The following is a 15253-nucleotide window of genomic DNA, read 5'->3' as shown; positions in this document are numbered from 1 at the left end:
GCGTGCGTCTTAGCGCTGTTGTGGGGGGCCTTCTGGCGAAGGCAAGATCTGGGACGATCAACCGAGACCCGGACTCGGGCCTAGGTCAGTAAGCGCGTCCTCGACGCGTTGGTGCGCAAAGGCAGAATCGCCACCCGCCAAAGGGGGCCGCCGATAGCAATAGCCGACGCACCGGGCTCACCCGATCTGCTTCTCGCCGTGCCGCGCCGATAGCGTGAAGATCTCGACGCCGGTCGCCGTTACGCCGACGGAGTGCTCGAACTGCGCCGACAGCGAGCGGTCGCGGGTGACCGCGGTCCAGCCGTCGGACAGGATCTTCACGTGCGGCTTGCCGAGATTGATCATCGGCTCGATGGTGAAGAACATGCCGGGCTTGAGCTGCACGCCCTCGCCGGGCCGGCCGATATGGATGATGTTCGGCTCGTCGTGGAACATGCGCCCCAAACCATGGCCGCAGAAATCGCGCACCACGCTCATGCCCTGCGGCTCGACGAAGCTCTGGATGGCGTGGCCGATGTCGCCGGTGGTGGCGCCGGGCTTCACCGCGGCGATGCCGCGCATCATGGCTTCATAGGTCACCTCGATCAGCCGCTCCGCCTTGCGGGCGATTGGGCCGATCGCATACATCCGGCTGGAATCGCCATACCAGCCGTCGACGATGAAGGTGACGTCGATGTTGACGATGTCCCCCTCTTTCAACGGACGGTCGCCTGGCATGCCGTGGCAGACAACATGGTTGAGCGAGGTGCAGGTCGAGTAGCGGTAGCCGCGATACATCAGCGTCGCCGGATAGGCACCATGGCTGAAGGCGAAGTCGCGGACGAATTCGTCGATTCTGGAGGTCGGCACGCCCGGCCCGACGATGTCGGTGAGCTCGTCCAGGCACCTGGCCACCAGCGCGCCCGCCTTGCGCATGCCGGCAAAGGCGGCAGGCCCGTGCAGCTTGATCTGTCCGGTCTTGCGCAGGGAGGTCTCGGTGGCGTCGACGTAGCTCATGCGTGTCAGGTCTTCTCGGGCTGATCTCGATGTCGGTGGAAAGGCTTGATTTCAGGCCCCAATCTAATGATTGGCAGGCTTCATGCAAGCCGAAGGGCCTGCTTGGGGGGTGAAAGTGACCTAATTCGGCACTTCCACGGCGGTTTCCACCGGCAGGGCGCCGCCGCGGATGCGGATTTCGCGGACGGGATAGGGAACTCGGATGCCCTCACGCTTGAAGGCGTCCCACAGCTCCAGCATCACGTCGCTTTTGACCTTGTCCATGCCGTCGGGGTCGGCGATCCAGAAGGTCAGCGAGAACTTCATCCCGGCTTCCGCGAACTCGCTCAGGAGACAGGTCGGCGGCTTGCCCTTCTGCGCGCGCGGATGAGCGGCGGCGGTCTCGGCGGCGAGCGTACAAACCAGCTTCGGGTCGGCGTCGTAATTGGTGCCGAAGGCGATCTTCACCAGCGTGTTCTTGTCGGTATAGGTCCAGTTGACGACCTTCTGCGTCACCAGATCCTCGTTCGGGACCAGGAATTCGCGCCCGTCGCCGGCAGCGACGGAAATATAGCGCGTCTTCATCGCGCTGATGCGGCCGGTGTTGTCGCCGATGGTGACGAGATCGCCGGGCTTCACCGATTTGTCGGCGAGCAGGATGATCCCCGAGATGAAATTGGCGACGATCTTCTGCAGGCCGATACCAATGCCGACGCCGACCGCGCCGGAGAACACCGCGAGCGCCGACAGGTCGATCCCGACCGCGCCGAGCGCGATCACGATGGCGACCGTGAGCAGCCCGATGCGGATGATCTTGACCAGCAGCACCTGCACCGACGGCGTCAGGTCGGTGGTCGAATTGATCCGGCTCTCGGCGAAATTGCTGGCGATGTTGGTGAGCCAGAGCGCGATCAGCAGCAGCGCGCCGGCCTTCAGCGCCAGGAGGGGGGTCAGCCTGAGGCCGCCGAGCACGATCGCGAAGGAATCCAATAGGTCGACCGTCGCATCGAGCTGGCCGACGATGGAGAGCGCGGCGATGAACCATGCCGTGATCGACACCAGCTTGACGATGAAGGCGTTGCGCAGCACCGAGGTCACGAGCCGGATCACCAGCCAGGCGAAACCCAGCTTGGCTGCGACCATCAGCAGATAGGAGCGGCTCGGCCAGGTCGCGTGATACATCACCACGCGCGAGACGATCACGAGCAGCGTGAACACCGCCGTCGAGGCGCTGGCGACCATGACCCGGACGAAATGCCGGAGCGGCAGCGGCCAGCGCATCGCCAGCGAGGTCAGGTCGACACGGCTGCGAATAGCGGCCTCCGCGGCATAGGCGATGCCGGCGGCGGCCAGGATGAGGCCGAATTGCAGGTAGAACCAGGGTGAGGAGAATTCTGCCCCGACGCTGCGTGCGGTGGTCTGCACGAGCTCCATGAAGTCTTTGAGGTCCATGTCCATCGGGTCTCGTCGGCAAGCGGGGAGGAATTGATTCGAGGGCGCCGGACAATCCCACAAAGGACGCGGCCGGGCCATCGATACACCGTGAAGTGAAGCGCGTTAAGGCCGTAAAACACGGGCAGATTGCCGCGAAGCGCGAAAATGGGTTGGCGCGCGAGTCCACCAACGATAAGGATGAAATTCCAGCGATTTTTTACCCGGAAGGTGGATGGCCTCTCTCGATTCCGTCAGTCTCGCCATATTGCTCGGCGCCGTCCTCGTCATGGCCGGCATCCTCTCCAGCTTGCTGGCGCTGCGCTTCGGCGCGCCCTTGCTGCTCGTCTTCCTCATCATCGGCATGCTCGCCGGCGATTCCGGCCCAGGTCAGCTTCAGTTCGACGACGTCCGCACCACCTATCTGGTCGGCTCCGTCGCGCTCGCCCTGATCCTGTTCGACGGCGGCCTGCGCACGCGCTTTGCCAGCATCCGCACCGTGCTTGCGCCGTCCGTGGTGCTCGCGACCGCAGGCGTGCTGCTGACCGCGCTGGTCACGGCGCCGTTCGCCAAATATGCGCTCGACCTCAACTGGTCGGAGTCGCTGCTGGTCGGGGCGGTGGTGGCCTCGACCGACGCTGCCGCCGTATTCCTGCTGGTGCACACCCAGGGCCTGCGTCTGCGCCCGCGCGTCGGCGCGACGCTGGAGGCCGAATCCGGCACCAACGATCCCTTCGCGATCTTCCTCACCTTGATGCTGGTGGAATACATCTCGGTCGGTACCAGCTCGCCCGGCCATGTGCTGATGGAGTTCATCCAGGAGGCGGTGCTGGGCGCCGTCGTCGGCGTCATCGGCGGCCGCCTCGTCGTCATCGCGCTCAACAAGGTCGCCCTACCGCAGGGCCTGCATGCGCCCTTCGTGACCACGGCCGCGCTCGTGATCTTCGGCGGCTCGCAGATCATGCACGCCTCCGGCTTCCTCGCCGTTTATCTCGCCGGCATCATCATCGGCAACCGGCCGACCCGCGCGCATAATTCGGTGGTGACGTTCCTCGACGCCGCGACCTGGCTGGCGCAGATCGTGATGTTCGTGCTGCTCGGCCTTCTGGTTTCGCCGAGTCGGTTGGGTTCCAGCGTGCTGCCGGCGGTCGCCGTCGCGCTGGTCTTGATGCTGGTGGCGCGCCCGCTCGCGGTGTTCGTGTGCCTGTCGCCGTTCCGCTTCAACTGGCGTGAGAAGATATTCATCGCCTGGACCGGCCTGCGCGGTGCGGTCGCGATCTTCCTGGCCTCGATCCCGATGCTGGTCGGGCTGCCCAAGGCCTATCTCTATTTCGACGTGGCCTTTGTCGTCGTCATCATCTCGCTTCTGCTGCAAGGTTGGACCCTGGCGCCGGCCGCGCGCAAGCTGCACGTGGCGCTGCCCCGCGCCGACCGCGGCCCCCGCCGCGTCGAGCTCGATCTGCCCGGCCAGCTCGAGCAGCAGCTGGTCGGCTATCCGGTGCGGCCCAAGAGCCTGTATTTCCGTCGCGGCCTGATCCCGTCCTGGTCCAAGCCGACACTGGTGATCCGCAACGAGCACATCCTGACGCCGGCGGAGGCCGATCCGATCGCACCGGGCGACTACATCTATCTGCTGGCGCCGCCGGAAAAGGCCGAAGCGCTGGACCGTTTCTTCGTCGACATGCAGCCGAGCACCGCGCCCGATCCGCATCTGCTCGGCGACTTCATGGTCTCCGGCGAGCACACGCTCGCCGAGCTCGCCGCGATCTACGGTGTGAAGGTCGGCGAGGACGACGGCAAGCTGACCCTGGCAGATTATTTCGACGTCCATCTCGACCACGCGCCGAAAGAGGGCGCCGAGCTGCCGCTGGACGAGATCGTGCTGGTCGCACGATCAATCTCCGGCGGCCGCGTCAACGTCGTCGGCCTGCGTCTGCCGGAAGAAGACGAAACGCCGCCGCCGCTGACCCGCGCGCAGGCCGTGAGAAAGAAGCTCGCCGATGTCTGGACTTCGGTCGCTGGAGTTTGACTTGCGAAGAGGAACTGCCACCAAATCGCCGCAACCGCCGAAGTTTTGCGCGGCTTCGTGACATCCGGATCCGGAACGCTCCGCATTGCCTCTCGTTCTAAGCTGTATAGAAGTTTGGACTGACAGGAGTACGCCAATGCGAAAGTTCGCCCTTCCGATCGCGACTGTCCTCGTGCTGGGCGCAGCGGCGCCGGCGATGGCCTACGACACCGGCGATCAGATCTCGATGCAGGTTGCGCTTGACGTCGCGACCGATCTTGGCGTTGCGACGGTGTCGCACACGAACTTCCTCGGCGACGAATGGCAGATTGAGGGCCGCGACCGCGCCGGCCGCTGGATCGAGGTCGATGTGGATGCCCGGACCGGCGAAGTGCGAAACGTCGACCGCGGCTGGTAGCCGGGGTTGGCCCGATCACGTCAGCACCTTCACCCCGCCGAACGACGTCACCCGCCCCTGCTTCAGCATCACGATCTGCGTCGCGAGCTGGCGCAGCTCGGCGACGTCGTGGCTGACATAGACCATCGGCACATTGGCCTCGTCGCGCAGCCGCACCAGGTAGGGCAGGATCTCGAGCTTGCGGCCCTCGTCGAGCGCGCCGAGCGGCTCGTCGAGCAGCAGGAGGCGCGGCTTCGACAGCAGCGCGCGGCCGAGCGCGACGCGCTGGCGCTCGCCGCCGGACAGCTTCCCGGGACGGCGATCCCTGAGCGCGCCGATGTCGAGCAGGTCGATGATGCGCTTGTGCTGCGCCGGATCGGGCGCAAGCCCGTTCATTCGCCGTCCGTAGTCGAGGTTCTGCGCCACGCTCAGATGCGGAAACAGCCGCGCATCCTGGAACACGTATCCGATGCGGCGGCGGTAAGTGGGCACGTGAATGCCGGCCGCGGTGTCGTCGACGATCTCGCCGTCGATCGCGATGGTGCCGCGATCAGGCCGCAGCAGGCCGGCGATCATGTTGACCAGCGAGCTCTTGCCGGCGCCCGAGGCGCCGAACAGCCCGATGACGCGCCCCTCACTGCTGAAGGAAGCGGACAGCGAGAATTCACCGAGCTGTTTTTCGACGTCGACGCGCAGCATGGTCAATTCCCGTGCAGCCGCTGCGTGGCGCGGCGGGCGAACCATTCGGCCGCGATCAGCGCACCGATCGCGAGCACGATCGAGACGATCACGAGCCTTCCCGCAGCGGCATCGCCGTCCGGCGTCTGGATCAGCGAATAGATCGCGGACGAAATCGTCTGGGTCTCTCCTGGAATGTTGGAGACGAAGGTGATGGTGGCGCCGAACTCGCCGATCGCCTTGGCAAAGCCCAGCACCATGCCGGCGAGCACGCCCGGCAGCGCCAGCGGCAGCGTCACCGTGAAGAACACTTTCCACGGCGCTGCGCCGAGGGTCTCCGCAGCCTGCTCAAGCCGGCGGTCGATCGCCTCGATCGACAGCCGCATCGGCCGCACCAGCAGCGGAAACGCCATCACGCCGCAAGCGAGCGCAGCACCGGTCCAGCGGAATGCGAAGACGATGCCGAGATGGTCGGCGAGAAAACTGCCGACGAGACCGCGCCGGCCGAAGGTGAGTAGCAGCAGATAGCCGGTGACGACAGGCGGCAATACAAGAGGCAGATGCACGAGTGCGTCGAGCACCGACTTGCCCCAGAAATCACGCCGCGCGAGCAGCCACGCCAGCGCAATGCCGAACGGCGTTGCGACCAGCGTGGCGATGACGGCGACCCTGAGCGAAAGCAGGATCGCCGTCCATTCGGCGGGAGAGATCTCGAACATCAAGTCGTCATATCAGGTCGCAGAAAACAGGTTGTAAAATCAGGTTGCAAGAATCAGGTCGCAACAATCAGGTCGTCGGGCTGACGAGGAACTTGAAGCCGTATTTTTCCAAGATGGCCTTGGCCGCCGCCGTGCGCAGGAAGGCGAGATAGCCGTTCGCCTCCGGCTTGGCGATGCTGGTCGCCGCGACCGGATAGATGATCGCAGGATGCGAATCCGCCGGGAAGGTGCCGACGATCTTCACGCCCGGCTCGATCTTGGCGTCGGTCGAATAGACAATGCCGAGCACGGCCTCGCCGCGGGCGACCAGCGTCAGCGCCGCGCGCACGCTCTCGGCCATGGCGAATTTCGGCTCTGCCGCCTGCCAGGCCCCGAGCTTTTCCAGCGCTGCCTTGGCGTATTTGCCTGCCGGTACCGACCTGACGTCACCGGTCGCGATCCTGCCGTCGCCGGCGAGCTTGGCGAGATCGAAACCTGGCGCGATCGTCACGCTGTCGATCTTGGAATCCTTCGGCGCGATCAGCACGATGCTGTTGCCGAGCAGATTCACTCTGGAAGGCTCGTTGATGGTCTTCTTGGCGATCGCGTAGTCCATCCAGTCGGTGTCGGCCGAGACGAACACGTCGGCCGGCGCGCCCTGCTCGATCTGCTTGGCCAGCACCGAGCTAGCGGCATAGCTGACGCTGAACTTGACCCCGGTCCTGGCGGTGTAGGCGGCGTCGATCTCGTCCAGCGCGTTCTTCATCGAGGCGGCGGCGAACACGGTGATGGTCTTGTCCTCGGCCGCGGCGGGCGCGACGGCCGTGCCGGCGAGAATGACGAAGGCGGTGAAAAGTCCTGATAGACGAAACATGGATGCGCTCCGTGCGGGCTCGCGCGCGCAAGGTTGCACGCGCGAAATCTGGCGTTGGCTGGTCAGATGCGACGGGCGGACGCGCTGTTCCACGGTCCCTGGCGACGGCTTACGGCCGGCGGGGATATCGCAGTGCAAACATAGCAGGCCGTGGCCGCAGGTCAAAGCCGGCCGTTTGTCGGCCAGCTTCTATCGGGCCGGCGAGTTCGTCATCCCGGGGCGCGCGTAGCGCGAGCCCGGGATCCATAACCACAGGATTGCGTTGGGCGAAGACTCGGAGTGACCTGCTTCGCGCAAGTATCACTCCCTGTGGTTATGGGTCCCGGGCTCGCTTCGCGCCCCGGGACGACGTCCGTGGGCGAGCCCTTACGGCTTCACATCCCCTGCATGCAGCACCGCCTTGCAGGCTGCCGGCATCTGCGCAAGCGTCATCGGCGGCTTCGGCTTGGGCGGCTCGGGCGGCGGCTTGGGGTGCAGCACCGCATCGGAGAACCAGTAGGCGAGATCGGCGGGCTTGCAGCCTTCGTCCTCGGCCTGTGACGGCTGGCCCTCGCATTCGCCGGCCCCGGCCGGGCAGTGCATGCGGATGTGGAAGTGGTAGTCATGGCCCCACCAGGGGCGGATCTTCGACAGCCAGGCGCGGTCGCCCTTGGCCTCGCGGCACAGCGCCTTCTTGATCGCGGCGTTGACGAAGATGCGCTGCACGGCGGGCTCTCGCGCCGCGGCGCGCAGCACCAGGACGTGGCCTGGCGTGAACACCTTGGGGTCGATGTCGAGCCGGTCCTGGCGCACCATCATCACCGCCGACATCTCCTCGCGCTCCTCGCGCGAGAGCCGGCGGTCCGGCATCGGCGTCAGCCAGATGTCGGCGTCGAGACCGATCTGGTGGCTGGCATGGCCTGACAGCGCCGGCCCGCCGCGCGGCTGGGCGATGTCGCCGACCAGGATGCCGGGCCAGCCTGCGTCCTTGTGCGCCTTCGCGGCAAGCCGCCTGATCAGCGCGATCATGTCGGGATGACCGTAGCTGCGATTGCGCGACAGCCGCATCACCTGCCAATTGTCGCCGTTGACCGGCATCTGCGCGGCGCCGCCGATGCAGCCCCTGGTGTAGGAGCCGATGACGTGGGCCGGCCCCTTCGATGGCAGCAGCTTGCGCGCGAACAATTCCTTGGCGGCGAGATCGGGGTCGTTGGGATTGGCGAGCGGCGGCAGCGGCTTCGGGTTGATGCTGCCACGGTCCTGGGCCAGCGCGCCACCGGCGCCCAGGCAGACGAACGAGAGCAGGAGGAGGGTGATGCCGCGGCGACTCATGCTGACGCTCTTATAACCCAATGCTGCACCAGGGTTAAGAACGAGGCGACGAGCCCGCCGCCGGCTCATCGCAGCGCGCCCCGAATCGCGTCTCGACCCGCCGTTTCTTAAGGGTGTAATAACCGTATCCTGCATTGACCAAAATTCGTGCGCAGCGCGCAGAAAATATTGCGGTTCGCATGCAATCGCGCGCAATTTCGGAACCGATTCAGGCGCGCGCGCAATTTTGCGCCAGATCGCTCATTGATTGCGGCGCCGCACTCAGTCTGATGGCGCCTGCCGCCGCCCGCCACGCCGCGCAAACAGGCAGTAAGCGCGCCGCGCGCGGACCGCGGCTGGCTAAGATTACTTTTTTTTCAGACACTTGCCTCAAAACTTGCGGCCGCTGGACGCGACTGGGACGAGTGAAGTTGAGTTTGGGGTCTCGAAGAACAAGAAAGCGAAAGCAAAGCATGCTTGCCCGCGCCGGCCAAAAGGCGCGCAAGCCGCGCTTCGCGCGCGCGCACCGTGCCCTTTCCGAACACGGCGAAATCCTGCGCAGCCGTGCCGAGGCGGAAGCCGCGATCGCGGAGGCGCGCAAGTCGCATGAGCGCCTGCGCCAGGCCATCGACATCCTGCCGCAGGGCATCGTGTTTCTCGACGCCGAAGGCCGCTACGTCCTCTGGAACAGGAAATACGCCGAGATCTACAGCAAGACCGCCGATCTGTTCGAGGAGGGCGCGCGGCTCGAGGACACGCTGCGCATCGGCGTCGCCCGCGGCGACTATCCCGAGGCCATCGGCAATGAAGAAGCCTGGATCGCAGAGCGCCTGCAAAAACTCTACAAGCCCGGCGCGCGCCACGAGCAGAAGCTGTCGGACGGCCGCGTCATCCTGATCGACGAGCGCTTGACCGATGACGGCGGCGTCGTCGGCCTGCGCGTCGATATCACCGAGCTCAAGCAGCGCGAGGCCTCGTTCCGCCTGCTGTTCAACGGCAATCCCGTGCCCATGATCGTCTGCGCGCTGGACGACGAGCGCATCCTCGGCGTCAACGATGCCGCGGTCGCGCATTATGGCTACAGCCGCGCCGAGTTCGAGCGATTGAAGATCCGGTCCTTGCAGGCATTCGAAAGCGTGCCGCCCTGGACCGTCGATGGGACCGGCGAGGATCAGGCCGGCCGCACCTGGAAGCACGTCAAGGCCGACGGCGCGCTGATCGACCTTGCGATCTATTCCCGCGAATTGACTTATGCCGAGCGGCCCGCGGTGCTGCTCGCGCTGATGGACATCACCGAGCGCAAGCGCGCGGAGGCGCGACTCGCCTTCATGGCCCAGCATGACGGGCTGACCGGTCTGCCCAATCGCAACCTGCTGCGGCAGCAGATGGACGAGATGCTGCTGCACACGCGCCGCGGCTCCGAGAAGGTCGCGCTGCTGATACTAGGGCTCGACAATTTCAAGGCGGTCAACGACACGCTGGGGCATGCGGTCGGCGACAAGCTGCTGCGCGGCGTCGCCAAGCGACTACGCTCCACCTTGCGTGACGAGGATGGGCTGGCCCGCCTCAACTCCGACGAGTTCGCGGTTCTGCAGAGCGGATTGGCTCGGCCGGAAGATGCGGTGGGTCTCGCAAAACGCCTCCTTGCGGCCATTGCAGATCCCTATCTGCTCGACGGTCACTCCGTGGTGATCGGCGCCTCGATCGGCATTGCGATGGCGCCGGGCGACGGCGAGGATTCCGAAAAGCTGCTCAAGAGCGCCGACATGGCGCTGTCGCGCGCCAAGCTGGACGCGCGCGGCAGCTTCGCCTTCTTCGAGGCCGCGCTCGATGCGAAGGCGCAGAGCCGCCGCAAGATCGAGGTCGAGCTGCGCGATGCGATCCAGAATGACGTGCTGCGGCCGTACTACCAGCCGCTGATCGACCTCGCGAGCGGCCGCATCACCGGCTTTGAGGCGCTGGTGCGCTGGCCGCATGCCGAGCGCGGCATGGTGTCGCCGGCCGAGTTCATTCCGGTCGCCGAAGACACCGGCCTGATCAATCCGCTCGGCGGGCTGATGCTGCGCCGGGCCTGCCTCGACGCCGCGGCCTGGCCCGACGACGTCCGCGTCGCCGTCAACCTGTCGCCGCTCCAGTTCCGCAGTGGCAATCTGCTCTCGATGGTCACTGACGCGCTGAAACATTCCGGCCTGCCGCCGCGCCGGCTCGAGCTCGAGATCACCGAGACGCTGCTGCTGGAGAAGAGCGCGCAGGTGCTGGCGACGTTGCATGCGCTGCGCGCGCTCGGCGTGCGCATCTCCATGGACGATTTCGGCACCGGCTATTCCAGCCTCAGCTACCTACGCAGCTTCCCGTTCGACAAGATCAAGATCGATCAGTCCTTCGTGCGCGATCTCGCGGCCAACCGCGAGGCCCAGGCGATCATCCGCTCCATCGTCAGCCTCGGCAAGGGCCTTGGCGTCACCATCACCGCCGAAGGCGTCGAGACCGAAGCCGAGCTCAGCTGCCTCCGCGCCGAAGGCTGCCATGAGGGCCAGGGCTTCCTGTTCAGCAAGGCCCGGCCGAATGCGGAGATCGTCAGCCTGCTGGCCGCACAGCGCGGCATCGACCGCAACGAGGACGCCGCGCTGGTGGCGTGACCGCTCGCCCCCACGATATCTAAGAACGTACCGCTTCGCCCATCGGCCTCTCCCGCCTTGCCCGGCGCCAGCAGCCTTGATCTGCCTCAACAACGAGGCCAAAGGCCGGGGCGCATGACAGCGCGGCGTCGGTCAATTTCCGTTTGGAGGTTCGGACGGATAACGGCCCGGGCGCGCCACCCGTAAATTTCCCAAGTGCGGACCGTCAGCTGCCGTCGTTAAGTCGTGCGGTCGTGGGGTCGCACCATGAAGACACCGAAGCCGAAGCAATGGGCCGAGCAGGAGGTTCGACGGCTGGTCACGCTGGCCCGGCAGGGCATTGGGGTATCGAAGATTGCCGCCGAACTGGGCCGCCACGCCGGATCAGTCAGGCGAATGGCGCGAGCGAAAGGAATATTGTTGAAGAAATAGTCGCCGGTAGGGCAGGCGCTGCCTGATCGACGAGGCGCGTGGACGGCGCCCTACAGCCCGAAGCCTCGGCCGATGTCCCGCACAAGGCTGGGCGCAGCCTCAGTATTGCGACCATGGGAGAGCGCTCGATCGAGCCGAGACAAGATGCCTTTTCCGAAGAGCGCTATAGCGATGCTTCTGAGCATGGTTGTGGATCGGGTTTGAACGATGCTGCGAAAGTTCAAAACGGCCCCAGCCGCAGGATGGGGTAACAGCCGGGGCCGGCATTCCCATTCCAATGTGCCGCATCGGCGGTGGGCGGCACTCTTCAGGTTAGGCACACAGAAGCTAACAAATTATTCTGTTTCGCTCTCACCTCGCGTCGGCCGTGGCCGATTGTATCATAGCGTGCTCACGGTGAAGCGGTGAGCGAACCGAGCAATGGTCGACATGCTCGAGCGGCGCATCATTGGCCAAGTGCTCCCAATATTCAGCTTCCGCGAGTAGTTTCCAACCTCGATCCGGATGACGCGCGGCTGTCTGACGGCACAATAATGCCATCGCGCGCAGGCGACCCGCAGTATCCATCTGCTCCTCCCATTATATTCTTGTTGATTGCACCCTATTTTCTTTTTTTGCGTCGGAGTCATTACGATTATGTCGCAAAACTAATTTCCACTTTTCGAAGCGCGACTCGACTTTCGTTGCGGCTACAAATCGCGCATCGAACACAACTGGCGCAATTCAGCTCGTATCGGTAGATCGAGACCGGACCATCAGGCTTCGTGCTTACTAATCAGAACTGGCAAGAACGGCGAGATACTCGCGCCCGTCCGTCGGCGATGGGTTCCGCAAGAGCTCGAACTACCACCACGCGTCGGGCTCTCCGCGGCGATTGCCATGGTGTGGACCAGGTCTAGGTCCGCTCGATGAGCACCCGCTCCATGATGATCGTGCGTTCGTCCCCATAATAGCTGTCGCGCACGGCATTGAACCCCAGTCGCGCATAGAAGGTCTCTGCAGTGACCGATGAAGGGACCGTCAAGGACGGAATGTTCCGCTCGCGCGCCGTGCGCTCGATCTCGGCCATCAGCAGCTTGCCGATCCCGCGGGCCTGAACGTCCGGAGCAACGAAGACTGTGCGGACGACGCTTCCGTCGAGGCTTGCCGTTCCGACCAGGCGGCCGCCGATCGTGGCGACGAAAACGGTACGCTGCCCGATCAGCCGGCGCACGGCATCCGGGCCGAAGCTGGGCTCGATCCGCGCGATGATCTCCGCCGTATAGTCCTTCGCATTCGTTTCGCGCAGCGCACGCAAGATGACCGCGCTGATGGCCGCGGCGTCATCGTCGAGCGCGGGCCGGATGCTGCATTCCATGAACTGCTCCGCCGAAGCTTCGCGAATGACTGGATTTGAGCCCGCCTCACGGCGCGGCAATCGGCGGATTTTCAACGACCCGTCACTCGATCACGTCGTCCGTCAGCACGAGGATGGTGGGCGGGATCGTCACGCCAAGCGCCCGCGCGGTCTTGAGATTGACGGCCAGTTCGAATTTGGTTGGCAGCTGGATTGGCATACTTGCCGGCTTTTGTCCCTTCAGGATCAGATCAACATAGCCCGCGGCGCGACGAAACAGGTCGCCGATGTCGGCACCATAGCTGATCAGAGCGCCGGCGTGGGCGAACTCCTTCTGCTGGCCGATGACGGCGATCTTCATGTCGATGCCGATACGGCAAATTGCGTCCTGCATCGCGGCAGTCATGTAGTCGCGAATGACGATCACGGCGTTGCCGCCGGCGGCCGCGAGCATGTTGAATTGCTCGGCAACCGCCGCCGGCGATGCGCTCGTCAGTCCGAGGCGCACCGGTTCGAGCCCGGCGCGTCGTGCTTCCTCGATGGTCTGCGCGCCCCAGGCGCTGAAGGTCGGGTCCGTCGCATTGTTCAAGACGCCGATCCGCTTCAGCGAGGGCAGGATCTCCCGGATCATCTCGATGCGCTTGGCCGACATCTCCTCGCCGAACGCGGCGAAGCCGGTGAGGCTGCCGCCCGGCCGCGCGAGGCTCTGAAACAATTCAGGGTCGCTTTGCACCGCAGGCAGCGCCACGGCGACGACGGGAATATTGGTTTTCCTGATGATCGCGCGTGCTGCGGCCGGGCCGGGCGAAAGCAGCACGTCCACCTGTCTGGCCACGAGGTCGTCGATCAATGCAAGGCCCCGCGACACATCGCCGGCCGTCGAGTGGGCCTCGATGACGATGGTGCGGCCCTCCACGTAACCCAGCTCGGCAAGCGCCTTCCGGAACGGAACGAGCACCGCATTGTCGATATCAGGCGTGGCAAATCCGACGAATCCCACGACCGGAATGCGCTTTTGGGCCAAGGCTTCGCGCGCCGATATCGCCGTCATTCCCAAGAAGCTCAGAAACGTCCGCCGCCTCATTTCGCCTCTCGCGATGCCAGAACGATCTGATCACAAGGGAATGCTACACCAAGATAATCGGTGCCAGAAGGCAGGAAGTAGGATGACAGAGGGAGGCGAAATCCATCAAACTTACATTTATGCAAATTCAGATCCGGCAATCGCCACTATCCGGTGTCACGCCGTCGCGCGGCTAAGATCGAGCGATGGCCTGCGCCGCGTCGGAAAACTCAGCGCCACCGCGACCGCCGCAAGCCCGATCGCGAAGGAGCCGGCGTGCAGCCAGGTGTATTGCTGGAAAGTATCGAACACGATCCCGCCGGCCCAGGGCCCGAGCGCCATGCCGAGGCTGGCGAAGGCCGACACGGCACCGAACACCGTGCCCATAATGCGCGCGCCGAAGAACTCGCGGACCAGCACCGCATAGAGCGGCATCACCCCACCATAGGCGAGGCCGAACACGACCGAGAGCGCGTAGAACTCGCCGAGCTGCGCCACCGCCAGATAGGTCGCAATGCACATCGCCTGCACGAACAGCCCGCCGACAAGGACCGGTTTCGCGCCGATGCGATCGGCCAGCGCGCCCAGCAGCAGGCGTCCGCCGAGGCCTGAGACGCCGGCGACGCTATAGACCGTCACTGCCGTGAGCGGAGCGATGCCGCAGACCATCGCATAGGACACCATGTGGAAGATCGGGCCGGAATGCGCCGCGCAGCAGGCGAAATGCGCCGCTGCGAGCGCGATGAATTGCGGCGTGCGCAGCGCCTGCGCCGCGCCCATCTCGACCTCCGGCACAGCGTCCGTCGTTGCGGAGCCCGCGGCTGGTGGCGCCGGACGCACCAGGAAGCAGGCGGGGATCAACAGCGCCCACGAAGCGATGCCGATTGTCAGCATCGCGGTGCGCCAATCATAGGCCGTGATCAGCCAGCTCGCGGCCGGCGCGACCGTCACCGGCGACACGCCCATGCCGGCCGAGACCAGCGCCACGGCGAGGCTGCGGTTCTTTTCGATCCAGGCGCTCGCGAGCGCCATCATCGGTGCATAGAAGCTGCCCACGGCGATCCCGATCAGCACGCCGAAGCAAAGCTGGAATTGCCACAGGCTTGCGGCCTGGCTCGCTGTGACGAGACCTAGTCCCAGCAGAACGCTTCCCGAGAGCACCACGATACGGGTGCCGAACCGGTCCGATAGCGTGCCCCATAGGAATGCGGCGAATCCCATAAAGAGGAAATCCAGCGTCGCGGCAGCCGACACCCCGGCGCGCGACCAGCCCATCGCCTCCGAGATCGGCTGCAGGAACACCGCCAGCGACAGCATCGTGCCGAACCCGATGCAGGTCATCAGCGCGCCCGCGGCGACAACGACCCAGCCATAGTCGAAGCGTGACGGCTTGCTCATGCGTTTCCTTGGGCGCTCTTGCTCTTGTTGATGCTGCGCGGGAGGGATGGTGACT

13 protein-coding genes are annotated in these 15253 nt (G+C 65.1%); 4 read left to right on the top strand and 9 right to left on the bottom strand.

The window, feature by feature from the left end; genetic code table 11:
* Positions 1-177: 177 nt before the first annotated feature.
* Together map and ACTEK7_RS26160 are read right to left on the bottom strand one after the other, a co-directional pair.
* Positions 178-996 carry a type I methionyl aminopeptidase gene (gene map, locus ACTEK7_RS26165; RefSeq protein WP_036014218.1) on the bottom strand — a complete coding sequence of 273 codons (819 nt, stop codon included), beginning with the start codon at positions 994-996 and terminating at the stop codon, positions 178-180.
* Positions 997-1116: 120 nt separating this feature from the next.
* Positions 1117-2433 (bottom strand): mechanosensitive ion channel family protein, encoded by a 1317-nt coding sequence (locus tag ACTEK7_RS26160; RefSeq protein ID WP_225145590.1) that lies wholly within the window; start codon positions 2431-2433, stop codon positions 1117-1119.
* 208 nt (positions 2434-2641) lie between these two features.
* Here ACTEK7_RS26160 and ACTEK7_RS26155 point away from each other — a divergent pair, with 208 nt between their 5' ends.
* Together ACTEK7_RS26155 and ACTEK7_RS26150 are read left to right on the top strand one after the other, a co-directional pair.
* On the top strand, positions 2642-4435 hold the full coding sequence (locus tag ACTEK7_RS26155; RefSeq protein ID WP_036014216.1) for a potassium/proton antiporter: 1794 nt from the start codon (positions 2642-2644) through the stop codon (positions 4433-4435).
* 136 nt (positions 4436-4571) lie between these two features.
* Positions 4572-4832, top strand: coding sequence for a PepSY domain-containing protein (locus tag ACTEK7_RS26150; protein ID WP_036014215.1), 261 nt, complete (start codon positions 4572-4574; stop codon positions 4830-4832).
* Between the two features lie 15 nt (positions 4833-4847).
* Here the strand turns inward: ACTEK7_RS26150 and modC are convergent, their stop codons facing one another.
* From modC to mepA, 4 genes are all read right to left on the bottom strand, one after another.
* The gene (modC, locus tag ACTEK7_RS26145) at positions 4848-5510 is read right to left on the bottom strand and encodes a molybdenum ABC transporter ATP-binding protein (RefSeq protein ID WP_036014214.1); all 663 of its coding nucleotides are present in this window, start codon (positions 5508-5510) and stop codon (positions 4848-4850) included.
* Between the two features lie 2 nt (positions 5511-5512).
* Positions 5513-6208, bottom strand: a complete 696-nt coding sequence (gene modB / locus ACTEK7_RS26140; RefSeq protein ID WP_225147218.1) for a molybdate ABC transporter permease subunit — start codon at positions 6206-6208, stop codon at positions 5513-5515.
* 67 nt (positions 6209-6275) lie between these two features.
* Entirely contained in the window at positions 6276-7061 is a 786-nt protein-coding gene (gene modA / locus ACTEK7_RS26135; protein WP_225147219.1) for a molybdate ABC transporter substrate-binding protein, read from the bottom strand.
* Positions 7062-7427: 366 nt separating this feature from the next.
* Entirely contained in the window at positions 7428-8372 is a 945-nt protein-coding gene (gene mepA / locus ACTEK7_RS26130) for a penicillin-insensitive murein endopeptidase (protein WP_225147220.1), read from the bottom strand.
* A 452-nt stretch (positions 8373-8824) separates the two neighbouring features.
* On the opposite strand from mepA, the gene ACTEK7_RS26125 reads away from it, so the two are divergent.
* Both ACTEK7_RS26125 and ACTEK7_RS26120 read left to right on the top strand, forming a co-directional pair.
* Complete coding sequence (locus ACTEK7_RS26125; protein WP_225147221.1) at positions 8825-10990, top strand: putative bifunctional diguanylate cyclase/phosphodiesterase; 2166 nt, start codon at positions 8825-8827, stop codon at positions 10988-10990.
* 246 nt (positions 10991-11236) lie between these two features.
* The gene (locus tag ACTEK7_RS26120; RefSeq protein ID WP_162130849.1) at positions 11237-11401 is read left to right on the top strand and encodes a helix-turn-helix domain-containing protein; all 165 of its coding nucleotides are present in this window, start codon (positions 11237-11239) and stop codon (positions 11399-11401) included.
* An 895-nt stretch (positions 11402-12296) separates the two neighbouring features.
* Here the strand turns inward: ACTEK7_RS26120 and ACTEK7_RS26115 are convergent.
* The 3 genes from ACTEK7_RS26115 to ACTEK7_RS26105 form a co-directional block, all read right to left on the bottom strand.
* The gene (locus ACTEK7_RS26115) at positions 12297-12758 is read right to left on the bottom strand and encodes a GNAT family N-acetyltransferase (RefSeq protein ID WP_036014210.1); all 462 of its coding nucleotides are present in this window, start codon (positions 12756-12758) and stop codon (positions 12297-12299) included.
* A gap of 82 nt (positions 12759-12840) precedes the next feature.
* Entirely contained in the window at positions 12841-13788 is a 948-nt protein-coding gene (locus ACTEK7_RS26110) for an ABC transporter substrate-binding protein (protein ID WP_225147222.1), read from the bottom strand.
* 189 nt (positions 13789-13977) lie between these two features.
* Positions 13978-15198, bottom strand: coding sequence for an MFS transporter (locus tag ACTEK7_RS26105; protein WP_225147223.1), 1221 nt, complete (start codon positions 15196-15198; stop codon positions 13978-13980).
* Positions 15199-15253: the final 55 nt, after the last annotated feature.

The sequence above is a fragment of the Bradyrhizobium sp. JHI2711 genome (assembly GCF_056156565.1).
This window is presented reverse-complemented; position numbering and strand designations above follow the sequence as displayed.